Source organism: Fictibacillus sp. S7 (assembly GCF_004127935.1).
GTDB classification, from domain to species: domain Bacteria; phylum Bacillota; class Bacilli; order Bacillales; family Fictibacillaceae; genus Fictibacillus_C; species Fictibacillus_C enclensis.
Window position 1 is genome coordinate 2,294,033 of sequence record NZ_QJKL01000001.1, and the last position, 18,422, is coordinate 2,312,454.

The 18,422-nt window shown below is 44.9% G+C and carries 20 protein-coding genes, 3 pseudogenes and 2 riboswitches; of the genes and pseudogenes, 3 read left to right on the top strand and 20 right to left on the bottom strand.

Going from position 1 to position 18,422, the window contains the following annotated elements; all coding sequences use genetic code 11:
• Positions 1-111: 111 nt before the first annotated feature.
• A riboswitch (FMN riboswitch) is annotated at positions 112-257 on the bottom strand.
• Positions 258-345: 88 nt separating this feature from the next.
• Together nfsA and DMO16_RS11740 are read right to left on the bottom strand one after the other, a co-directional pair.
• Entirely contained in the window at positions 346-1,092 is a 747-nt protein-coding gene (gene nfsA / locus DMO16_RS11735) for an oxygen-insensitive NADPH nitroreductase (RefSeq protein ID WP_129477601.1), read from the bottom strand.
• 420 nt (positions 1,093-1,512) lie between these two features.
• Positions 1,513-1,833 (bottom strand): thioredoxin family protein, encoded by a 321-nt coding sequence (locus DMO16_RS11740; RefSeq protein WP_061967152.1) that lies wholly within the window; start codon positions 1,831-1,833, stop codon positions 1,513-1,515.
• A 155-nt stretch (positions 1,834-1,988) separates the two neighbouring features.
• On the opposite strand from DMO16_RS11740, the gene dapF reads away from it, so the two are divergent.
• A complete protein-coding gene (dapF, locus tag DMO16_RS11745; protein ID WP_129477604.1) occupies positions 1,989-2,957 on the top strand; it encodes a diaminopimelate epimerase in 969 nt (322 codons plus the stop codon).
• 187 nt (positions 2,958-3,144) lie between these two features.
• Positions 3,145-4,392, top strand: coding sequence for an aminopeptidase P family protein (locus DMO16_RS11750; protein WP_129477607.1), 1,248 nt, complete (start codon positions 3,145-3,147; stop codon positions 4,390-4,392).
• Between the two features lie 64 nt (positions 4,393-4,456).
• On the opposite strand, the gene DMO16_RS11755 is transcribed toward DMO16_RS11750, so the two are convergent.
• A complete protein-coding gene (locus DMO16_RS11755; protein WP_061967145.1) occupies positions 4,457-4,831 on the bottom strand; it encodes a hypothetical protein in 375 nt (124 codons plus the stop codon).
• Between the two features lie 97 nt (positions 4,832-4,928).
• A pseudogene (locus tag DMO16_RS11760) lies at positions 4,929-5,756 on the bottom strand (MBL fold metallo-hydrolase).
• Between the two features lie 143 nt (positions 5,757-5,899).
• Between DMO16_RS11760 and DMO16_RS11765 the strand changes: the two are divergent.
• A complete protein-coding gene (locus DMO16_RS11765) occupies positions 5,900-6,055 on the top strand; it encodes a YjcZ family sporulation protein (RefSeq protein WP_074440424.1) in 156 nt (51 codons plus the stop codon).
• 112 nt (positions 6,056-6,167) lie between these two features.
• On the opposite strand, the gene DMO16_RS11770 is transcribed toward DMO16_RS11765, so the two are convergent.
• From DMO16_RS11770 to DMO16_RS11845, 16 genes and pseudogenes are all read right to left on the bottom strand, one after another.
• The gene (locus tag DMO16_RS11770; protein WP_129477609.1) at positions 6,168-6,737 is read right to left on the bottom strand and encodes a manganese catalase family protein; all 570 of its coding nucleotides are present in this window, start codon (positions 6,735-6,737) and stop codon (positions 6,168-6,170) included.
• Positions 6,738-6,758: 21 nt separating this feature from the next.
• Positions 6,759-7,013, bottom strand: a complete 255-nt coding sequence (locus tag DMO16_RS11775; protein WP_061967138.1) for a spore coat protein CotJB — start codon at positions 7,011-7,013, stop codon at positions 6,759-6,761.
• A gap of 6 nt (positions 7,014-7,019) precedes the next feature.
• The gene (locus DMO16_RS11780) at positions 7,020-7,244 is read right to left on the bottom strand and encodes a spore coat associated protein CotJA (protein WP_129477611.1); all 225 of its coding nucleotides are present in this window, start codon (positions 7,242-7,244) and stop codon (positions 7,020-7,022) included.
• A 155-nt stretch (positions 7,245-7,399) separates the two neighbouring features.
• Complete coding sequence (locus DMO16_RS11785) at positions 7,400-8,086, bottom strand: zinc metallopeptidase (protein ID WP_129477613.1); 687 nt, start codon at positions 8,084-8,086, stop codon at positions 7,400-7,402.
• A gap of 240 nt (positions 8,087-8,326) precedes the next feature.
• On the bottom strand, positions 8,327-8,986 hold the full coding sequence (modB, locus tag DMO16_RS11790) for a molybdate ABC transporter permease subunit (RefSeq protein ID WP_061967132.1): 660 nt from the start codon (positions 8,984-8,986) through the stop codon (positions 8,327-8,329).
• Between the two features lie 130 nt (positions 8,987-9,116).
• Positions 9,117-9,923, bottom strand: a complete 807-nt coding sequence (locus DMO16_RS11795) for a DUF2971 domain-containing protein (RefSeq protein WP_061967129.1) — start codon at positions 9,921-9,923, stop codon at positions 9,117-9,119.
• 85 nt (positions 9,924-10,008) lie between these two features.
• The gene (gene bluB / locus DMO16_RS11800; protein WP_061967127.1) at positions 10,009-10,650 is read right to left on the bottom strand and encodes a 5,6-dimethylbenzimidazole synthase; all 642 of its coding nucleotides are present in this window, start codon (positions 10,648-10,650) and stop codon (positions 10,009-10,011) included.
• Positions 10,637-11,716, bottom strand: a complete 1,080-nt coding sequence (gene cobT / locus DMO16_RS11805) for a nicotinate-nucleotide--dimethylbenzimidazole phosphoribosyltransferase (RefSeq protein WP_129477615.1) — start codon at positions 11,714-11,716, stop codon at positions 10,637-10,639. The genes bluB and cobT overlap by 14 nt, the downstream gene beginning before the upstream one ends.
• Positions 11,717-11,812: 96 nt before the next feature.
• Positions 11,813-11,954: riboswitch (cobalamin riboswitch) on the bottom strand.
• A 78-nt stretch (positions 11,955-12,032) separates the two neighbouring features.
• Positions 12,033-13,433 (bottom strand): nucleoside recognition domain-containing protein, encoded by a 1,401-nt coding sequence (locus DMO16_RS11810; RefSeq protein ID WP_129477617.1) that lies wholly within the window; start codon positions 13,431-13,433, stop codon positions 12,033-12,035.
• Positions 13,430-14,125, bottom strand: coding sequence for a FeoB small GTPase domain-containing protein (locus DMO16_RS11815; protein ID WP_129477619.1), 696 nt, complete (start codon positions 14,123-14,125; stop codon positions 13,430-13,432). Before DMO16_RS11815 ends, DMO16_RS11810 begins: the two co-directional genes overlap by 4 nt.
• A complete protein-coding gene (locus DMO16_RS11820) occupies positions 14,118-14,384 on the bottom strand; it encodes a FeoA family protein (protein ID WP_425590033.1) in 267 nt (88 codons plus the stop codon). Before DMO16_RS11820 ends, DMO16_RS11815 begins: the two co-directional genes overlap by 8 nt.
• Before the next feature lie 127 nt (positions 14,385-14,511).
• On the bottom strand, positions 14,512-15,078 hold the full coding sequence (locus tag DMO16_RS11825; RefSeq protein WP_129480379.1) for a 5' nucleotidase, NT5C type: 567 nt from the start codon (positions 15,076-15,078) through the stop codon (positions 14,512-14,514).
• Between the two features lie 16 nt (positions 15,079-15,094).
• The gene (gene ribD / locus DMO16_RS11830) at positions 15,095-16,189 is read right to left on the bottom strand and encodes a bifunctional diaminohydroxyphosphoribosylaminopyrimidine deaminase/5-amino-6-(5-phosphoribosylamino)uracil reductase RibD (protein WP_129477621.1); all 1,095 of its coding nucleotides are present in this window, start codon (positions 16,187-16,189) and stop codon (positions 15,095-15,097) included.
• Positions 16,182-16,941: pseudogene (locus tag DMO16_RS11835) on the bottom strand (GTP cyclohydrolase II). The gene ribD and the pseudogene DMO16_RS11835 overlap by 8 nt, the downstream one beginning before the upstream one ends.
• Positions 16,942-17,085: 144 nt before the next feature.
• Positions 17,086-17,868, bottom strand: a complete 783-nt coding sequence (locus DMO16_RS11840; RefSeq protein WP_129477624.1) for a sulfite exporter TauE/SafE family protein — start codon at positions 17,866-17,868, stop codon at positions 17,086-17,088.
• A gap of 165 nt (positions 17,869-18,033) precedes the next feature.
• A pseudogene (locus DMO16_RS11845) lies at positions 18,034-18,420 on the bottom strand (MBL fold metallo-hydrolase); the annotation flags it as partial.
• Positions 18,421-18,422: the final 2 nt, after the last annotated feature.

The following is an 18,422-nucleotide window of genomic DNA, read 5'->3' on the forward strand; positions in this document are numbered from 1 at the left end:
CCCAGGGGTTTCTATCTATTGCATTCTGAAAATACTCATCATATCAATAAACAGTATGTCGAAATAAGCCTTTGGTGTACTTCTAAAAAAGCAATCCAAAAAAGCATTTCGTCATTCCTTCTCCCATCCAGACTATACTGTCGGCTCTGGAATCTCACCAGATCCACCGTCCGCTAAAAAAGCGTCCGGGTCACGGACTAAGAGGATTACACCTCATCACCGCCGGTTGGGAATTTCACCCGACCCCGAAGGAAATATAATATTTAATTACTTGCATAATGTAAGTATACCTTTCTTTTTCGCTCGTTACAAATATCAAATCTCAAACTCGCCAATTCACTGCGTTTATTGCTTATCCAAGCCCTTGGATTCAATAAATTCCTTCATGTACGTTCGTTTGGGCTGGCTCATCACTCTGGCCATTTGTGTAGCCCAGCCTTCATCTCGAGCTCCACCCGTGCGGTCTCTGTAATACTCGGCGGACTGAAGTTCAAATTCTTTAAGGACCGGAAGAGCTTTTTCATCTTCAACATACTGGTTTTTGTGGAAAACTGCGGCCTGAGGCAACCGTGGCTTCAATCCTGGAGAAGCATCGGGATGGCCGACAGCCATACCGAACAAGGGTACCACATGATCAGGGCAGCGGAGAAGCTCTGAAACCTCCGGCAGATTATTGCGGATGCCGCCGATATAAACGATGCCCAATCCAAGTGATTCTGCTGCCACTGCCACATTCTGGGCCGCAAGCGCAACATCGATCATTCCAACCATAAAACCTTCTTTTGATTTAATCGTATCATCGACATTTTGTCCGGCAATTTGTGCCATCAATTGATGGCGGTGATAATCCAGGCAAAAAACAAAGAAATAGCCATTTTGGGATACATAGGTTTGATTGCCCGCCAGCTCAGCCAGCTTGTCCTTGATGCTCTGCTCTTCAATGCCAATAATCGAATAAACCTGCTGATAGCTTGAAGTAGATGCGGCCTGAGCGCATTGAATCAGTGTTTCCACGGTCTCCTGCTCAATCGGTTCGTCCTTAAACCGGCGGATCGACCGGTGAGAAAGAATATTCTTTATCGTTTCGTTCATTCTGCTCAAACCCTTTCCTTTTGGATACATCATTTATGTTACCTAATCTAGCATAAGATTAATCAAAACGAAAAGCAGAGCGGCTTAAGCGACCTCTGGCGGCATCATTCGTAAGATACATAAAAGAAATGCCCAGCATGCCTTTTGATTATAGGTTTAATATTGCAGAAGGTGCTGGATAAATTTTTTGACGGCATATGTTCTGTATTTTTGCTTTTTCTTAATAATCCCAGGTGCTTGAGGATATCTACATCCTGAATAGTAACCATTTGGATCTTAGGATCATTCGCTTTGTTAAACATGGAAACGGGCATTAGCTATTAAAACATGATTATATATTCATTTTACCCATGTCAGAGACAAAAAAAAGCTGCGTTAAGCAGCTAAACTTTCAACTGCAACGCAGCTTGAGGGATCAGATTAAACGGGGAGACTTTCCAGATACGCACGAACATCCTCTGGTGTTTTCGCGTTTGCACTGTGCAAATGAGCCAGCTTTTCTCCGCCTTTGAACAATAACAGGCTTGGAATTCCCATCACTTCATACTTTTCTGCCAGCTCAGGAAATTTGTCCCGATCAACCTCATACCATGCTTTATCCTTATGTTCTTCAAGAATTTCAGGAAGAAATACTTCCAGGCGCCTGCAGTCAGGGCACCATCCTGCTGTAAAAATCATGATCGTTTCCTTATCTGCGGCAATAATCTCATTGAATTCTTCTAACGTTTGAACTTCTTTCATTAAAATAACCTCCCTTTCTACTCTTACTTCTATTATATAACATGCCATGTTCACCACACGAAATATAATGCACTTTCCAAATGATGATATTAACATTTTTCCATGATTACTGGTATGATACTAGTAAACACAGTGAAACGAAAGGACGACAACATATGAAGATCGACATTCTGAAAACACATGGATCCTATAACGATTTTATTTTAATTGATGAATATAGCCATGATTATGGATTAAATGATGAACAGCGGACTTCTCTGACCAGAACGCTTTGTGACCGCGACCACTCTATCGGTGCAGACGGCATTCTTTTTATCCAAAAAAGCGATAATGCGGATGCCCGAATGCGGATTTTTAACTCAGATGGCACGGAACCGGAAATGTGCGGAAACGGCCTGCGCATTGCAGGAAGATACATTACGGAACTTCTTGGAAGAGATCATGCTGTGGTTGAAACGCAAAAAGCCAACTTGAATGTTCAAAAGACGGACAGCATTTATGAAGATATCCAAACCTTTGAAGTACTGATCGGGCCAGTTTCCTTTGATGTTTCCACTCTGCCCGTTATCCATAGCGAAAACACGCTCCAGAACACCGTTATACCAAAACTTTCACCCGACTTAACGTTTACAGCTGTCAGTATGCCCAATCCCCATATTATTACGCTGGTAAATGAAATACGTGAAAACCAGGTAGCGGAAATCGGAAAAAAAGCCAATGAGATTAAGGATGTGTTCCCAAAAGGCGTAAACGTGAGCTTTGTAAAAGACCTTGGCGATTCAACGATCTTTGTCCAGACCTATGAACGCGGAGTAGGGATCACCAATTCCTGCGGAACAGCCATGTCCGCCTCAAGCCTCATTACCTGCCTGCTTGGCATTAATCATCCGGAAAAGGAAATCACCGTATTGAACAACGGCGGAATGGTTCGCTGCAAAGTCAATTATCTCAAACAAGGAGGCTATTCCGTTCTTCTCAAGGGAAATGCAACGTATGTTTTCTCAGGAACACTTGATTTTGACTTCAGCAAACCCGAAAACTCGGAATTCCATTTGGAAGAAGAATTTCCGCACGAAGAAGAAAGCTACCGGAAGCTTGAAGCCTACGCGAAAAATGTCCAATAGAATGACAGGGTCCTGTTTGTGGATCCTGTCTTTTTTAGCACACAAACTATTTAGTAAGCTAACGGACCGACACAGGAAAAAGATCATTTTTTGCCCGAAAATATTTCATAAACTCATTGACGAAAAATTGCATAAAAATTACAATTAAATAAACTAGTCAGTCAGTTTTACAAAAAAGGAGGATCCTATGAAACCATCATTTTATGCCGAGAACCGAAAAAAGCTTGCCGCACAGCTTCCAAATGAGAGCACTGCTGTTTTGTTTGCCGGTGAAGCTCCTTATAAATCAGCAGATGAGCGCTATCCGTTCACCCCGAACCGAAATTTTTATTACAACACAGGCATTGACGGGCCGAACGTCATTCTTGTGATTAAGAAGACAGCCGGAACTGTTGAAGAGACACTTTTTATTGAAAAGCCGGATCCGGTAATGGAAAAGTGGGTTGGCGTTACCATTTCACAAGAAGAAGCGAAAGCAGTCTCGGGAATCGGGCAGGTCCAATACCTTGAAAACTTCGAATCTTCGATGGGCCGGACCTTGTTTACCGAGCAGGTACAAACTGTATTTCTAGATTTGGAGCAACGGGAGTTCAAAGGATGGCAGTCCAAAGCCTCCCTCTTTGCCAAGCATCTTCAGGAGCATTACCCGCAAGTTGCGATTCGAAATGCATATCCCATTATTACTGAATTGCGGGTATTCAAAACAGCCGAGGAAATTGAAAAGATCAAAGAAGCGATTCAAATTACTAAAGACGGCATCTACAATGTGATGAAGCACGCAGGGTCCGGCATGCTGGAAAATGAGCTGGAGGCGCACTTTAACTTTGTCCTCAAAACGGCCGGAGTGAAGGACTTTGCTTTTCACACCATCCTGGCAAGCGGAAAAAATGCGACTGTACTGCACTACGAAAACAATGATTCGCACATTGAAAAGGACAGCTTGATTTTGCTTGACCTTGGTGCACAAAAAGACTACTATAACGCCGATATCAGCTTCACTTTCCCGGCTGATGGAAAATTCACTGAGCGGCAAAAACAATTCTACAACATCGTGCTGAAAGCTTTAAGAGAAACCACCTCTCTTATTAAACCCGGACTGAAATTCGCCGAATTAAACGAACGTACAAAAGCCATCCTTGCCGAAGAATGCATGAAGATCGGATTAATAAAAGAAGCATCTGAAATCTCCAATTACTACTATCACGGCGTAAGCCATTTCCTTGGGCTTGATACCCATGATGTTGGGTCCTACAAGAACCGGGTGCTTGAGCCGGGGATGGTGCTCACCATTGAACCCGGACTTTATATCGCAGAAGAAGCGATTGGTATACGAATTGAAGATGACATCCTGGTCACAGAAGACGGATATGAGAACCTGTCCGCGGATATCATCCGCACCACGGACGAGATTGAAGCGTTCATGTCTGATCGATAAGGAAATGGAGTCACAGACAACATGGTCTGTGACTCCTTTTTTTATCCGTCAATCTATCTACTGATTACCACCAAAAACGTCTAAATCCTCTGAAACCCCAGAATGGAAAACCGAACAGACCGAAACCTGGCAAAAACGGGCCTGCGAAAAACGGAAAGCCAAATCCCAAACCAAAGCCTGGGAAGAAACGTTCTGCCGCTTCATCCCTGTTCTGCATAGGCATGACCAGATAGATGTTATCATTATCGTGGCTATGGATTCTGCCCTGATAGATCTTTCCATCTGACATTTCAATTTCACAGTTGGCCCCTGCGTACTGCTTGCACATCTTCATCCAATTTTCTTTGTGGCCATGATGATGATGATGGTGATGATGCATCGCTTTGTTGTCTTTCGGCATGTGATAGCCTGGGTGAATATTGCTGTAGTTTTCGTACAAAGTAGATCCTCCTTGTGTGGTATATAGCCAGATTATTCACGTAAGACAAGGGTGGTTACCAAAATGGTTGTTTGACCCATCCGTAAGGTTTCTGCTCTCAATCATCCCGGTCAACGTATTTTCCATGCGCGGGAACAGCTAAATCATAGAACCGGTCAGCCAGTCTCTTCAAGCTCGTCCCAAGAAGCTGGCCGGCCATCGGAAGACCATGGCCTGTCACGGCAAGATCGGGATTTAAATCATTCAATTTCCTAACTGATTCATACGCCGCTTCCCAGTCTGTTGTTAAATATTTGGGCGGTCCGCTGATTTCCTGTTTTTGAGTCATCACCTTGTACAGAGATTCCTGCTGAACGGTAACAAACGCATCCCCGGCAATCAGCGAGGCATCACTTTCCCTGAAGAAGGAGACATGCCCCGGTGTATGGCCTGGCGTATGGATCCATCGCCAGCCGTTCATAAAGGGAACCGTTCCGTCTTCAGGCAAAGGTGACACATCATTTTCAAGATGAAGCGGTTCCGTCGGAAACATGGGCGACATGCCTGAAACAAGTCCTCCACCTACAGACGAATCAGGCTCTGGATAATCTTTCTTCCCCGTTAAATAAGGCAATTCAAGGTTGTGGGCGTAGACCGGCACCTTCCATCTCTCCACTAATTCCCTTAAAGCCCCGGTATGGTCAAAATGTCCATGTGTAAGGATTATGGCTCTAGGCCGTGTTCCCTCTCCAAATCGTTTTTCGGCTTCTTTTGAAATTTTATCCGCTGTTTTTGGCATGCCGGCATCAATCAATACCTATTCATCCTGGGTTCCTGCAAATATAACGTTAACAATCTGTACGGGAAAATAGTACAGATCAGGCATAACCGCCTCCAGGCCAATACCGCTTGCGATTGATGTTACCGGAATAAAAGATTCTTTCATGCTCAGCCTCCTTGTCGTCGTTACGATAAAAGCTCATCCCTCCAACCACAGATCCAATACCACCAAGGCATCGGCACATTTCATGTCTTGCCTAAACCAATAAAGCCAAGCCATCATATTCTAAGTTTGAGGAGGTGTAAACTATGGGATTTTTTGGTGGTGGCGGAATTTTCGCCTTGATCGTCGTGTTGTTTATTCTTTTGGTTATCGTCGGTTGCGCTTGCTGGGGCGGCGGCGGGTTCGGTGGTTATGGTGCCGGATTTGGCGCAGGCGGTATCGGTTACGGCGGGATCTATTAATCCAAGTTTTACCGTTAATGAGAAAAAGCACGGGGAAACTTGTCCTGTGCCCGAAAATTGCAGGTTTAAAAAAGATGTTTCTCTCGTGAGAGAAACATCTTTTTTTGTTTGGTTAAAATACCTTCTTTCGATCCCGCTCTTCTTTTAAGATTTCCACCGCTTCGCGGAATCGCTGGGAATGCACAATTTCCCTTTCCCTCAAGAAGCGAAGGGAGTCGTTCAAGTCCACATCATCAGACATATCAATGATCCATTGATAGGTGGCCCTTGCTTTTTCTTCGGCGGCAATATCTTCATAAAGGTCCGCAATGGGATCTCCTTTTGCCTGGATATATGTCGCGGTGAACGGCACTTCAGCAGCATTGGAGTAGAACAGGGCTTCTCCGTGATTCACATAATGATCACCTAATCCTGCCTGCTTCAGCTGTTCAGGCGTTGCATCTTTTGTTAGTTTATAAACCATGGCCGCGATCATTTCGAGGTGGGCAAATTCTTCGGTGCCTATGTCATTCAGCAGGCCAACCACTTTCTCGGGGATGGTGTACCTCTGGTTCAAATAACGAAGCGCTGCTGCCAGCTCCCCGTCTGCTCCTCCGTATTGTTCCACCAAAAACTTGGCGAGCTGAGGATTGCAGGTGCTTACTTTTACCGGATACTGCAGTTTCTTTTCATAAACCCACATTACGGATCTCCCCCTTCAGTTTTAAACCTGCCATGGCCACGGCCCTTTGCTCCATGTCCAATGGTCATCCATTCCGTCCGCCCGTATGGACCCAAACTTCTTCTCAAAAGGCTTCAGCAGCCTTTGCTTTTCTTCTGAAAGCTCTGTCAGCTGTTTAAACGCATCCTGGTCCTCAGGGTGGGTGTCCAAATATAAGTTGAGCTCGGTGATTGCAAAATCAACGGCCTGTATCTCTTCAAGCATCGAATAGTATTCCTTAGGCAACGTCTTCGGCATCACTCTTCACCCCTTCAGTTTTTGATTTTTTTCATACGGATCATACAAGGCGGGCCATAAGGTGCCTTTTTGCAAAGCTTCTTTTGGTGTAAACTGCGGGAGTTTTTCCGGCTGGAATCCCATGTAAAGATGGGGAGGAGTTGAATAATGCTTCTCGCCGGGATCCGGACAAGGGTCATCAGGGCTGTGGTAGGGGTGATAGGATTTGGTGTAAACCTGGTTTTTAGCCAAAAATAAAACCTCCTATAAAAATAGTTGGTTACTGCTTTACCTTTTGATAACTGCATGGTTCAGTTATGTATCCCACACTTGGAAATCCTTTAAACTACTTATTTATAATTAATATAAAAAGGCTCCCTTGATAGGGAGCTTCTTCAATACAATTCTTATTCTTCGCGCTGTCCCTGAAAAAAGATCATCACGAATTTCAGCAGTTCCAATAACGAAATGAGGGCGGCAGCCACGTAGGTCAGGGCAGCTGCATTCAACACCTTATTTACACCGCGTTCCTCATCATTGCGTATAAATCCTTCAGCCAGCAAATAGTGTTTTGCCCGTGAACTCGCATTAAACTCTACCGGAAGGGTAACGAGCTGAAAAAGAACCGCAAATGAAAACAATACAATACCCACTCCAACTAATTGGAATTGCTGAAGCAAGAGCCCACCCATCAATAAAAATGGCGCAATACCTGAAGTAAGGTTAACAAGCGGAAACATGCGATGGCGGAAAACAAGGGCTCCATAGGATTTCTTGTGCTGAACCGCATGCCCCACTTCATGGGCAGCCACCGAAACGGAGGCAATCGAATCGCCGTAATACACCGGTTCGGATAAACGTACCACTTTTGAAACGGGATCATAATGATCGCTCAGCATTCCCGGCACAGGTTCTACCGGTATATGTGACAGCCCATTTTGATCAAGTATGGACCGTGCCACCTCTGCCCCGGTTCTTCCGGAATAGGCACTAACTTCCGACCACTTTTTGAAATTTCCTTTTACCTTGAATTGGGCCCATAATGAAATGGCAAACGCAATAATAATCAGAAAATCCATCGGATGAAAAAACATTTTTTTATTACTCCTCCTCCATATTGACAAAAAGCTTATTCCGTCACGGTAAGCAGTTTTCCTTTCAATTCCTTTTCCACACATCGTCTGCTAAAGTCGGACCAGTGTCATTTTTTAGTATTGAGACAATTTCTTTGATCATAATCTGCCTTTCTGCTGCTGCATTTACCGTTATATACGAAAAAAGGACGGGAAGGTTTCAACTTTTACACAAAAAAAGAACGGCCGGAGCCCCTCTTTTCAGTAACGTTTTATTCGGTATGCTGCTGTAAGCATCGCAAAAGAAATGACAATACTGGCAAGAACCAAAATCCAGGCTTCCTTCATGTCGCCTGAATCAATGGCAAGATAGATTGCGGTCGGAATGGTCTGCGTGCGCCCGGGGATGTTACCTGCAAACATTAAGGTTGCTCCAAATTCTCCAAGCGCTCTCGCAAAGCTTAATATGGCTCCTGAAACAATGGACGTGTAGGAAAGAGGAATTGTAATAAAGAAAAAAACATTCCATTTCCCTGCTCCATCCACACGGGCGGCATTCTCAATATCATGATCAACGGCTTCAAACCCGGTCTTTGCCGATTGGTACATGAGCGGGAAGGCAACGACACTCGAGGCAAGCACTGCGGCCCACCAGGTAAAAATAACAGGCTGCTGAAACAATAATTCTATAAATTGGCCAACCGGACTTCGTTTTCCAAAGACAATAATGAGAAGGAACCCGATGACGGTTGGAGGAAGAACGAGAGGAAGCATTAACAGTGTTTCAATAATGAGTTTCCCTTTAAACGACTTGCCTGCCATTGCCTTCCCCAGCAGTACGCCTGACAGTATAACAATGATCCATGCGGAAGCCGCAACGGTAATGGACAAATAGATTGGCGGCCAAATGTTTGCTAGCATAGGTTCTCCTTAGATTTAAGCATCAAACCACTTATGTACTAGATTTCAAAGAATATATTCAACCTCCATTATAACGAAAAAGCCCACAGGCAACAAAAAGACAGCATCGGCTTAGCCAATGCTGTCTTTTTTAATAGAAGGGACTTTCATACAAGGAAGACTTGATCACCGGCTTAAACGGAAGCCTGTATTTTTCAAGCACCGACTGGACCACTTCCTTCAGCCACTCCGGACTGGTGGGAGACACATACACTTCGTCAATTAACGTGTGTAAATTGCAATCGACATAGGCCCCGTCCTTATGATTGAATCTCCGATGATTTGGATCATCGAAGGCAAGCAGCCGGATTTCATTTTCATGGCTGAAAGACCTCCGTTTATAGAATAACGTTTCATAGGGGTTCAGACTGGCCATTTCCGAATTAAAATTAATGTATTGAACCTGCCCGACATATGTCCGAAAGCGTTTGTCATTGATGCTGGTAAACAGCTTATCAAGTGTGGAACAGATGGCAATTCCTTCATCCGATTTCAAATACAGGTTCCACATCCCCGCTGATTCCTCTTCGTTCAAATGCCAGCAATTGACCCCGACATAATCATGCATCTGCTTGATATATTCATGGAGTTGTCTTCTTTTCTCGGCTTTTGAGAGATTTTCATCCACCGGCACGGTAAGGTAAGACAGCGGATCATTGAGGATATTATTTACGTCCAGGGCAGAATAACTGCCTTCATGATTGTCCACAAAAAGGGACGGTTTCGGAAAGAACAACGATTTTTGATAAAGCATACCGACAAACTTGGCGAAATCCATATACTTCCATATCTTTGAGCTGCCGGACAATCTTTGGCTCTTCTTTATGTTGTAGGTCGTATTTTGATCAAACTGAGACTGGAATTTAACCAAAGCTTTTTCCGCCCAGTATTCACTCATACGGCAGTCCTTCCTTCATATGTTTTCTGCACATGTCTATGATTATGCTTGGTGGTTGCCTTTTATAACAGGTTACCTTTCCTGTTTATCCTTCCCACCGGTCAGAATAAATCAAGGAATCCAGTTCTTTTCTGTTTTCCCATTTCGCCGTTTCGAGAATGGGTTTCTGCGGATAATCTTCCGTATATCCCAGGGAAAGGAGCGCCACTGGCTCAATGTGGGGTGGAATATGTAAAATATCACGGATATCTGCCTTCTTGTAAAAGCTGACCCAGCCCATGGCCAATCCTTCTGCACAGGATGCCAGCCACATATTCTGGATAGCACAAGCCGTGGACATCCTATCGGTTTCAGGAATTGAATTTCTGCCCAGAACATGAGAGCCGCCCCGCGTAGGATCACAAGTTACACAAATCGTTAAAGGTGCTTCTTTTATTCCTTCTATTTTCAGATTCATAAACATGGATGACCGCGAATCGTCTTCGTAATGTATGGCGAGGGCTCTTCTTTCCTTGTCGGCGGCCCATGCCAAACGATTCTTTACTTCTTCGGAGGTGACCAGAATAAAATTCCATGGCTGCATGAAACCAACAGACGGAGCTTGATGGGCTGCTTGTAATATAGAATAAACGGCTTCATCCGGAACAGGGTCCGGCAAAAAACTCCGGACATCCCTTCGAGCAGCAATGACTTTATAGACAGCTTCTTTTTCATCATTTGTAAACAAGGCGTGTTTCTCCTTCCTGGCTCTTGGCGGATATTTGAGCGGTCTCAAATGTCGCCATTTCGTTGATCATAAGTGAGGAAGACAAAAGAATGGGAAAGGCAACCGCCGCACCGCTCCCTTCACCCAGCCTCATGCCTAAATCCAGAATCGGTTCCTTTTCAAGCAGCTTTATCAACATCGTATGGCCGGGTTCAACCGAGCGATGACCCATGATCATATAATCAGCAGAACGGCTGCAGATCATCTTTGCGATTAAGGCAGCCGTACTCGCGATAAAGCCATCCACCAAAATGGGAATTCTGCTTGAGGATGCTGCCAGCATGGCTCCAGCCATTCCGGCAATCTCCAGCCCTCCCACTTTGGATAAAATATCAACCGGATCATCCGCATTCGGTTTCCTCAGCTCCAGCGCCTTTTGAATGACCTCTTTTTTGACCTGCAGCTTCTCTTTTTTTATGCCGGTTCCTGTCCCAACCAGTGTTCCGACTTTTTCACCGCTCACCACCGCGACTACGGCACTGCTCGCCGTCGTATTGCCAATCCCCATTTCACCTGGAATAAGACACTTTACTCCACTTTTTATCATTTCGTTTGCCGTCTGATACCCCGCATCCACAGCCTGCTCGGCGTCCTCCCGGGTCATTGCATCTTCCACAAGGAAATTGGCCGTGCCATAACGTACTTTTCGGGAAATCAGGGTCTGGCTGTCAATATCAGCGGCTATTCCAATGTCCACGATGTTCAACTTGGCACCGATTTGTTTGCTGAACACGTTGATTGCAGCTCCGCCATTCAAAAAGTTACGCACCATCTGGCTCGTTACTTCCTGGGGATAGGCTGACACTCCTTCTGAAACGATGCCATGGTCAGCAGCAAAAATCAGAACACCCGGCGGAAATACAATTGGAAAACGTTCTTTCGTCATAGAGGCAAGACTCACCGCCAAAGCTTCCAACCTTCCAAGACTGCCAACCGGTTTTGTTAATGAATGAATGTAGGTCTGTGCAGCACTTCCCATCTTTTCATCGATTGCCGGAATACGGGCATTTTTCCAATGGTTTTTCATCCTTTTCTCTCCCTTCCAATTTAACAAAAAACCTTGACTGCAGGCGCCAAGGTTTTGATCTAACGTACACTATCCCTTTCTTCCCACCGAAGACACAGAAATCAAGATTTATAAGCAGGTCTCCTGGCTTACCGGTTTAACTGGTTTTACAGTAGCGTGGGCTGCTCCAGAATTACACTGGATTCCCTATTATCTCTCAACCTTTTTGGTCTTGAGCACTCATAAATTTTATGTAATTGTTTTTTTATCATAACAATTCTTTAAAGAATTTGATATAGGAAAAACCAGAACCGGTCATACGGTCCTGGTTTTTATATCATCCCAGCATTCTCACACTTTGTGCAATAACGAATGTTACGAAAATGGCGATCATGGTTGGAATGAGAAAAGCCAAAAATGCCCATTTTATGCTTTTTGTTTCTTTATAAATGTTGACCAGAGTCGTTCCGCATGGAAAATGAAGCAATGAAAACAGCATCGTATTCAATGCTGTGAGCCACGTCCACCCCTGGTCTACGAAAATTTGTTTCAAATCTCCCAGGTTATCAACCTCTGTCAGTGCCCCTGTAGAAAGATATCCCATAATCAAAATGGGAAGGACAATTTCATTTGCTGGCAGCCCGATCAGGAATGCCATCAGAATATAGCCGTCGAGCCCCAGCATCTGTCCAAAAGGATCCAGGAAATTGACGATATGCATAAGAACGCTTGTGTCGCCAGCCGTAACATTAGCCAGCACCCAAGTCAGTATACCTGCTGGCGCAGCGACCTTAACAGCCCTTAGAAGTACCGCCCATGAACGCTCAAGTGATGAACGGATGACCGTTTCCCAAAATTTTGGCCTTCTATATGCAGGAAGCTCGAGTGTGTAGTGGGTAGGCACCCCTTTGAGAACCGTCTTTGATAATACCCAGGAGACCAAAAAGGTAACAAGAATCCCAAACAACACAATGCCAACAATGACCGACGTTGTAACAAGGGACTTGGCTCCACCTGTATATCCTGCCGCCATAAAGAGGGAAGCCAGCACAATCAGTGTTCCCCAACGGCCGTTGCATGGTACAAAATTGTTGGTTAGGATGGCAAGCATCCTCTCTCTCGGTGATTCAATAATCCGCGAAGACATCATTGCTGCAGCATTGCAGCCAAACCCCATCGCCATCGTCAGGGACTGCTTGCCGTGTGCGCCCACTTTTTTGAAGATGCGGTCCATATTGAACGCTACTCTCGGTAAATATCCATAGTTTTCAAGCAAAGCGAACGTTGGAAAAAAGATTGCCATCGGCGGCAGCATCACACTTACGACCCAGGTGGTGCCGCGATAAAGACCCAAAACGAGAACACCATATAGCCAATCCGGAGCACTCATCCACTGGAAAAAGGCTGTAATGTAGTTTTCGAGCCATCCGAAAAACCGGGCAATCATGTCAGATGGAACGTTGGCGCCGGCGATTGTAAGATAAAAAACAATGCCTAGCATGACCATCATGATTGGAAAGCCCCAAATGGGAGAGGTGAAAACAGCATCCAGTTTCTCCGTTCGCCGATCACGTTTGGTGTTTGAATGATGAACACCCGCCTCGCAAAGCCGCTTGCTTTCCTGATAAAGGCTGCCCACAATTTTATCACGAAGATCTGGTGATGTAAGCTGCTGTGCCTTTTCATAGAGAGCATTCAAATCTCCTCTAGAACCTGAACTTGCCAGTTCTGTATTCATGACGATCCCTCCTTTACCTTCAGCCTTGATTTCAACTCATCCAGCAGAGATTCATCCCCATCCAACAAGCGCAAAGCCACCCAGCGGGAAGAGATGCGATCTTCCACCAGATCAGCCACAAGGGGCTCCAATGAAGCGATCTTTGTTTCAATGTCTTCGTCGTATGTCATCCGCGCGGGTTCGCATACAAGTTTGCCCTCTGCCAGGCGCTCGATGGTGTCGAGCAACATGGGAAATCCCGCTTTGTTCCGGGCTGAAATTTTTATGACAGGAACACCAAGACGGCGGGTCAGTAATCGTTCATTGATCGAGATGCCTCTCTTTTCTGCCTCATCCATCAAATTAATGCAAATAATTACATTTTGAGTCATTTCCAGTATTTGCAGAGCAAGGTTCAGGTTCCGTTCCAGAGAGGTTGCATCCACCACGACAAGTGTCACATCCGGTTTTTCAAATACAATATAATTTCTTGCCACTTCCTCATCCCGGGAGTTCGAGAAGATGGAATACGTTCCAGGCAAATCAATCAGCCGGTAGTCTTTCCCCTTATGGCTTAATGTTCCTTCAGCAAGTGAAACGGTTTTTCCAGCCCAGTTCCCCGTATGCTGTTTTAATCCGGTCAATGCATTGAACAATGTACTTTTTCCCGTGTTTGGGTTTCCGGCCAGTGCGATCCGGTACGTTTCAGTCACGATTCATCAACTCCCCTTGAATCTTCGAACTTTCTTCCCTTCTCAGGGCAATGGTTGTCTGGCTGACACGAAAAGCAATGGGATCGCCCAGCGGGCTCTTTCGTACAACCTCCACTACTGCTCCTGGTACAAATCCAAGATCCAGCAGCCGTCTTCTCATCACACCTTCGATATCCATGGAGGTGATTTGTATGAAGTCGCCGTTCTTCCCTTCAAAAAGAGTGATATAGTTAGTCTCATCCACTTCTTTTTCCTCCACCCTTATTTTTTTCCTTAGCGCAACATTTGCTTATATGATATGTATATCCAATGGTTTTGTCAATGTTTCTTGAAAAATAAAAAAAAGCCCTCTGATATACAGGGGCTTATTGCCGCAGTTATTTTTGTTATTTTGAAGAAAGAAACGTCTTCATCTCTTTCCAATGCGAGAGTCGTTCCCCTTGAAAATGCCGGTTGTACGACTGGTCCCTGACCACGACTCTTAAAGAGCCTGATGATAAGGTATCGAGCACGCCTGGTTTATCGTCAAAATAAAAATCTAAGCCAAGCTCTTCAATGATTTTTACTTTTTCATGATCCTTCATTCCGCAATAAAATTTATCGCCATCAACAGGAAATCCCTGCTTCTTCATCCAATTCATCGTCCGTTCACCGTGTTCTCCCGGACGAGCCGTGATGTAATAAATTTCATGACCCTGTTCTTTCAACTCCTGCAAGGTTTCCACCGCATCAGGGTATGGTGGGCAATCAGAGAAATAGATTTCTTCGCGTAAAGTGTTCCACATCTCTTTTCCTTCGGCATTCGTCAGACCGAACGGTTCATGGATTTCAACCGTTTTCAATGCTTCGAAAATATCCATCGCCAGGTTTTTGTTTAATTTTTTATTATAGATCGTAAAGGCATAGCCTCTCAAATTAATCAACGTATCGTCAATATCAAACCCGAATTTCATCATTGTGCTCCTTCTGTTACTTGTAAACAGGGTATCCTGTAATCTTAAAATCATCCCCGACTTGTTCCACTGTCATCTCGCGAAGATCCACCGCTCCACTCATCCGCTCAGCACCCTGACCTTCAAGAAACGTGGGCGACAGGCTGCCGCCCAGGAGTTTGGGAGCCATATAAACCACGAATTTGTCGATGAGCTGCTGCTCAAGGAAAGAAGCATTGACGGCTCCGCCTCCTTCAATCATCACAGATGAGATTTGCTGTTCTCCAAGAAGATGTAAGACCTCTTCTGGATTCACCCGACCATCCCGGCTTTTAGTTGTAAAGATGGAGACACCATGACTTTCCAGCACTTGGCGTTTCTCCTCTCGTGCCCGTTCTGTCGTAAAGATCCAGGTTTCTGCTTTTTTGTCCTGCACGACTTTGGAGGAGACGGGAATTCGCAGGGTGGAATCCAGTATAACCCGGACAGGGTTGCGGCCGTTCGGAATACGCGCGGTCAGCTCCGGATCATCCTTGATCACAGTGTTAACACCCGCAAGGATGGCCATGTTTTCATTCCGGATCTGGTGAACATTCTTTCTGGCTGCCTCTCCGGTAATCCATTTGCTGTCGTGTGTTGCGGTGGCGATTTTCCCATCAAGCGTTGCAGCTGATTTCACCGTGACAAAAGGGAGCTTTTGCACAATAAATTTATTGAACACTTCATTCATTTGTTGCGATTCCTTCTCCATGATACCGGTGATGACTTCGATACCAGCTTCCTTTAAAATAGCAACTCCTCTTCCGGATACGAGCGGATTTGGATCCAGACTTGCGATGACCACCTTGCTTAATCCAGCTTTCACAATGGCTTGTGCACAGGGGCCCGTTCTTCCATAATGGGAACAAGGCTCAAGGGTCACATAAATGGTTCCCCCTTCTGCTTTCTCTCCAGCCATTCTAAGCGCATGGATTTCAGCATGAGGCTCTCCAGGCTTTAAATGGGAGCCGATTCCCACAATTCGGTTCTCGTTGACAATAACAGAACCGACCATGGGGTTTGGATCGGTTTGGCCTTTCATGGCCCTGGCGTTTTCAAGCGCTAATTTCATATAAAAGGTATGATCAGTCATTCGGGCAGCTTTCCTCCTCTTTTAAGTGGCCAGAACGGGAAACCTTGGTCTTCAGGTAGTTGGCGTTATACTCTGACTCATCTCCCCATAACGGTGTCCGTCCTAAAAGCAGCATGCCGGATTTTTTTAACGCATCCAGCTTTTTTGGATTGTTCGTGATCAAGGTCACCGGTTTGGTTCGAAGTGTTTTTAATACCGAGATGGCATCCTCTATTTTTCCGGGAATCATCCACAAATCCAAGGTTCAGATTTGCTTCTACTGTATCATAACCACTTTCCTGAAGCACATAAGCCATGGCTTTTGAAAACAGGCCAATTCCGCGTCCTTCATGATTGGCCAAGTAAAAAAGCGCGCCTGTTCCATGATTTTTGATCATCTGCATTGACTTTTTCAGCTGAAAACCGCAGTCACAGCGCTTGCTGCCAAAGATATCCCCGGTATGGCAAATGGAATGCATGCGGATGAGCGCATCTTCGTTGTTTTTGAAGTCGCCATAAACCAGCACGCTTGATTGCTGATATTCAGAAAGGTTTGTGGAAGATAATTTTTCAATGATTTCTTCAATATTCTCTGTAACCTGCTCCCGCTCCAGCCAGCAATACCACTGAAAAACAACGGTCTCTCCAGACAGATTAACCGGAAGGCGAATAGGGCCGACAAGGTAAATGCCCCCGTTTTCGGATGTTTTAATCAATTGAATTTTATTTTTCAACAATGAAATAACATCAGATTTAAGAAGTGATTGTTCCATCTTGATGAATCCCCTTTTGTTTATTGTTACGCGTTTAAAATTAGTCTGCGTGCTTATTTGAACATTATCCTTGATTATACACCAACAGCAAACAAAAAGTAAGTATATAGCAAAAGGAAAGCCGCTTGTTAAGCGGCTTTCCTTCTAATGCATAAAAATATCCAGCCATATTTTGACCGCCGTTCCGGCAATCAAGATGGCCAAAGTGGACTGGAGCACTTTTGTACTGATCTTTTTTCCGACTTTTACTCCGAGAGGAGCTGCAATCAGACTGACGATCAGCATAAGAACGGCAGGATGGTACAGAATTTGTCCTGTTGCTGCTTTCCCAATCAAGGAACCGATGGACGAAAGAAAGGTGATTCCCAGTGAGGTCGCGATGGTCACCCTTGTTGGCAGCTTCAGCACGACCAGCATGATCGGTACGAGAATAAATGCTCCCCCTGCCCCTACAATTCCAGCAAATACTCCAACGGTCAGTGCGAGGATTCCTGCTAATTTTTTATTAAATACCAGTTCGGACCTGGTATCATCCACTGCTTCTTTTTTTGGAAAAAGCATAATAACAGCAGCAATAACCGCCAGCAGACCATAAATAATATTAATAACTTTTTCAGTTAAAAGATGAGAGCCAAAACCTCCAATGAAACTGCCTGTTAAGGAGCTTAATCCCATGATCATTAGAAGCTTCGTATCAATAAAGCCGCCTTTCCTGTATGCCACAAGTCCTGCAAGCGTGGAAAAGAATACTTGTACCGCCACAATTCCTGAAACATAATGAGCACCAAAACCTGCATACCCGAGTAATGGAGGAACATACAGAAGAATGGGGTAATTAATAATCGCTCCGCCTATACCAAGCATGCCTGATATAAAAGAGCCAATAAAGCCAATCACAAATATGGTTAAAAGATAACCTGCATCCATTGCCATCATTTCACCCCGTGTTCCCTGCGATTATTTCTTTTGGATAAAGAATACAAATACTCCGTTGTCTTCGTTCATTTCCAGCAGCGTATGACGATGGGCATCGGACAGGCCAAGCCCTTCGCATCGAGTAACTGATCAGATTTCATTTTTGTTACCTCCTTTTTAGTCCTGAATGGCGCATCGGTTCGGACCGATTTCCATCTCCTGCTGTGTCTCTTGGTCAGGGTTTAATTTTCCCATGTTGGTCATGCGGATTTCCTGATAGGCATTCGGTTGCGGAGGAAGATTTTCAGTAACCGCCTTTCTGAATTCAGCCTCATCGAGATGAAGACCTTCATTCTTTTCAAACAGATCTCCTAGTACAGCTTTAACCTCACCCTGGTCCCCAAGCTCTGAAACTTTGGAGTAGTGAGCGGGAGGAACAATAAGGTCACCTGAAAGCCTTTTATAGTTATCATACAGTGTGTTTCTTAAGTCTCCAAGCCAATCTTCTGCTTTTCCGGCCAAATCTGGACGGCCAATGGATTCTACAAACAGAATATCACCGGTTT

Coding starts and splice junctions, on each gene's coding strand:
- DMO16_RS11765 (WP_074440424.1), top strand. CDS start 5,900: ATGGGATTTTTTGGTGGTGGCGGAATTTTCGCCTTGATCGTCGTGTTG.
- DMO16_RS11810 (WP_129477617.1), bottom strand. CDS start 13,433: ATGAATACAGAACTGGCAAGTTCAGGTTCTAGAGGAGATTTGAATGCT.
- DMO16_RS11795 (WP_061967129.1), bottom strand. CDS start 9,923: ATGAGTGAATACTGGGCGGAAAAAGCTTTGGTTAAATTCCAGTCTCAG.
- DMO16_RS11825 (WP_129480379.1), bottom strand. CDS start 15,078: ATGAAATTCGGGTTTGATATTGACGATACGTTGATTAATTTGAGAGGC.
- DMO16_RS11770 (WP_129477609.1), bottom strand. CDS start 6,737: ATGTGGGTTTATGAAAAGAAACTGCAGTATCCGGTAAAAGTAAGCACC.
- dapF (WP_129477604.1), top strand. CDS start 1,989: ATGAAGATCGACATTCTGAAAACACATGGATCCTATAACGATTTTATT.
- DMO16_RS11750 (WP_129477607.1), top strand. CDS start 3,145: ATGAAACCATCATTTTATGCCGAGAACCGAAAAAAGCTTGCCGCACAG.
- ribD (WP_129477621.1), bottom strand. CDS start 16,189: ATGACTGATCATACCTTTTATATGAAATTAGCGCTTGAAAACGCCAGG.
- nfsA (WP_129477601.1), bottom strand. CDS start 1,092: ATGAACGAAACGATAAAGAATATTCTTTCTCACCGGTCGATCCGCCGG.
- modB (WP_061967132.1), bottom strand. CDS start 8,986: ATGCTAGCAAACATTTGGCCGCCAATCTATTTGTCCATTACCGTTGCG.
- DMO16_RS11740 (WP_061967152.1), bottom strand. CDS start 1,833: ATGAAAGAAGTTCAAACGTTAGAAGAATTCAATGAGATTATTGCCGCA.
- cobT (WP_129477615.1), bottom strand. CDS start 11,716: ATGAAAAACCATTGGAAAAATGCCCGTATTCCGGCAATCGATGAAAAG.
- DMO16_RS11785 (WP_129477613.1), bottom strand. CDS start 8,086: ATGTTTTTTCATCCGATGGATTTTCTGATTATTATTGCGTTTGCCATT.
- DMO16_RS11840 (WP_129477624.1), bottom strand. CDS start 17,868: ATGGATGCAGGTTATCTTTTAACCATATTTGTGATTGGCTTTATTGGC.
- DMO16_RS11775 (WP_061967138.1), bottom strand. CDS start 7,013: ATGCCGAAGACGTTGCCTAAGGAATACTATTCGATGCTTGAAGAGATA.